Origin of the sequence: Empedobacter sp. GD03739 (assembly GCF_029843245.1) — a bacterium.
Classification (GTDB): domain Bacteria; phylum Bacteroidota; class Bacteroidia; order Flavobacteriales; family Weeksellaceae; genus Empedobacter; species Empedobacter falsenii_B.
Genome location: NZ_JAOCHX010000090.1, coordinates 1 through 2,693, shown reverse-complemented (window position 1 = coordinate 2,693; position 2,693 = coordinate 1). Strand labels below are relative to the sequence as shown.

The window sequence follows — 2,693 nt, the reverse complement described above, 5'->3', positions numbered from 1 at the left end:
AATAATATCCTAAGACTTTCATCCAAAGTCCACCAACTGCCATATAGATAATCAATAAAACAATTCCGATTTCTAATCCTTTTAACCACCAAGTTTTCAATTCTACGTAACCACTACCAAAATAAACAGGTGCAGGACCATGTCCGTAATGTGTTAAAACTCCGTAGATAGAACCCATGAAACCAAGCATCATAGCTAATAACATAGGAGGGACGCCCAAAGAAACACCAACACCTAATAAGGCTGCATACATAGCCGCAACGTGAGCTGTAGCACTTGCAAAAATATAGTGACTAAAGAAATAAACTAATACAATAACTGGGAAAGCAACTTGCCAGCTTAAACCACCAATTTCACCTTTAATCAAATTACTGAACCAATCAATGAAACCTAATTCGTTCAATGAACTCGCCATCATTACTAATACAGCAAACCATACAATTGTATCCCAAGCACCTTTTTCAGATTTTACATCTTCCCAAGTTAAAACGGAAGTTAACAATAATAATGTTAATCCAATGAATGCGGTTGTTGTAGCATCAATAGATAAAGATCCACCGAAGATCCATAAAGATAATAAGATAACAAAAGCTAAAAGCATCAACCATTCATGCTTTGTTATAGCGCCCATTTCTTTTAATTTTTGCGCAGCCATTTTAGGTGCATCAGTAGTTTTCTTTAACTCTGGAGGGAATATTTTATAAAGAACGAGAGGTACAATGATAAATGCAACCATTCCAGGAACAAAACCAGCTGCTGCCCATGACATCCATGTAATATTAATTCCTAAATCAGCGGCAAATTTTTGGCACATTGGATTACTTGCAGTTCCTGTTAAGAACATAGATGAAGTAATCAAGTTCATATAATAACTATTTAAAGTAAGGAATGACCCTAACTTTTTATGAGTTTCAGGTTTATCTGGGTGAGAATCAAAGCTTATAGCCATAGATTTCATAATTGGATAAATAATTCCACCTCCTCTAGCGGTATTACTTGGAATTGCAGGAGCTAAACATAAATCTGCTAAACCTAAGCCATAGGCTAAACCTAATGAACTTTTTCCGAAAATTCGGATAAATATGAAGGCAATACGATTACCTAAACCGGTCTTGATAAAACCACGTGCAATAAAGAACGAGATTCCGATTAACCAAATAATTTTATCACCAAAACCAGTTAAAGCTTTGGTAATTGATTTTCCAGCATCATCAGGTGCTAACACCTGTGTTAATGCTGTCACTCCAATGGCTAACATACACATTGTACCCATTGGTGCTGCCTTTAAAATAATTCCGATAATTGTTGCTGCAAAAATTGCAAACAAATGCCATGCATTAGGAGCGACTCCGTCTGGAGTTGGAATATTCCAAAGAATGACAGCGATGATAAACGTAATTGCTACATTACGAATGTTAACTTCTTTCATAGATGATCATTTTTAGAGATTAAAATCTACTTTGTACTTGGACAATGAATAGATTATTATTATATATAGACGTATTTTCTTTTTGCTCTTTGTATCGATCGAATTGTACTCCTACTTGGATTCTTGCACCGTAATCTTTCAAAAATTCTAATCCAAACATTGGTGTATAAGTTTCTCTTGGATTTGAATTAATTCGAAAGTTTCGATCAAGATATTCATAACGAAATGAAAATTCTAAAGCACTAAGATTTTTGTGATTGATTTGATATTTTAAATGAGGTAGAACGTAAATTCCTCGAACCAAATATTCATCAGTATTTTCAGGGCGTAGAGATTCGTCCAAGTCAAAATACATTGTGTGATTAGTTGCTTGTTTTGCTTCAACTTGCATATCTAAATCCCATTTTGGAGCTAAATTAATCGTTCCACTTAAATCTACACCCAAAGCATAAACTTGTTTACTGTAAACTTCACCAATACCTCCGTTTAAACCTAAATTAAGGTTATACTTTTTGTCTAATCCAAAAACAAGACGTGTTGAGTATTGTTTTCCATTATCGTTGTCATTTACTTGGTTTTTACCATTACCATTTACAACAGAAACAGCGTACTGTAAAGGCATTTTGCCAACATTTACAGTACCACCAACAGACATACCAATTTGGAAGCTTGTCCAACCTAATTTTCCAAATTCCGAATATTGATTTGACCAATCCAATGTTTTGATAATATCAACAGGATAGGTTTCTTCAATTCCAAACCAAGGTCTAAATTGTCCGACTGTCACAGCTAATTTTGGATTGAACGTATATTTTAAATAGGCATTTTCTAACACTTTTGTTTTTGTATCATGTTTGAAATCGGCTAAGTTAGCTAATACAGCGACTTCCGTTCTTTTGCTAATTTGCGCACGCATTTGCACACGTACATATTTGAGCATGAAATTATTACTTGTTACAGAACCTTCTGAATGATGCAGTCCATTTACGTCAACATTTTTTGTAGTATTGACTAAATAGCGACCTTGGAAAAGTCCTTTGAACGTAACTTTTGGATATTTAATAGCTTCTTCGATAGAAGGAGTTGGGAGTGAAGAAATGCTATCAACGCGATTAATGCTATCATTTGTTTGTGCATTAGCAAACTTCGTAACGAGGAGTAAAAACAGGATATGTTTTATTTTTATACTCATAATTGTAAGGTTAAATGTTACTTAAAATTAAGTAAAATAAAATCAAAAAAAAAGTGAATGAATCATTTTTAA

The 2,693-nt window shown here is 33.8% G+C and carries 2 protein-coding genes; both read right to left on the bottom strand.

Translation table 11 applies throughout. From position 1 onward, the window contains the following. The coding region (locus tag N5E64_RS15470) for an anion permease (RefSeq protein ID WP_280038277.1) at positions 1–1,429 on the bottom strand (1,429 nt) is incomplete at its 3' end. Positions 1,430–1,448: 19 nt separating this feature from the next. Beyond that, positions 1,449–2,621 (bottom strand): porin, encoded by a 1,173-nt coding sequence (locus tag N5E64_RS15465; protein WP_280038275.1) that lies wholly within the window; start codon positions 2,619–2,621, stop codon positions 1,449–1,451. Between the last annotated feature and the right edge of the window lie 72 nt (positions 2,622–2,693).

Bases quoted from the DNA above. Each gene is read 5' to 3' on its own strand.
- N5E64_RS15465 (WP_280038275.1), bottom strand. From the start codon at position 2,621: ATGAGTATAAAAATAAAACATATCCTGTTTTTACTCCTCGTTACGAAG.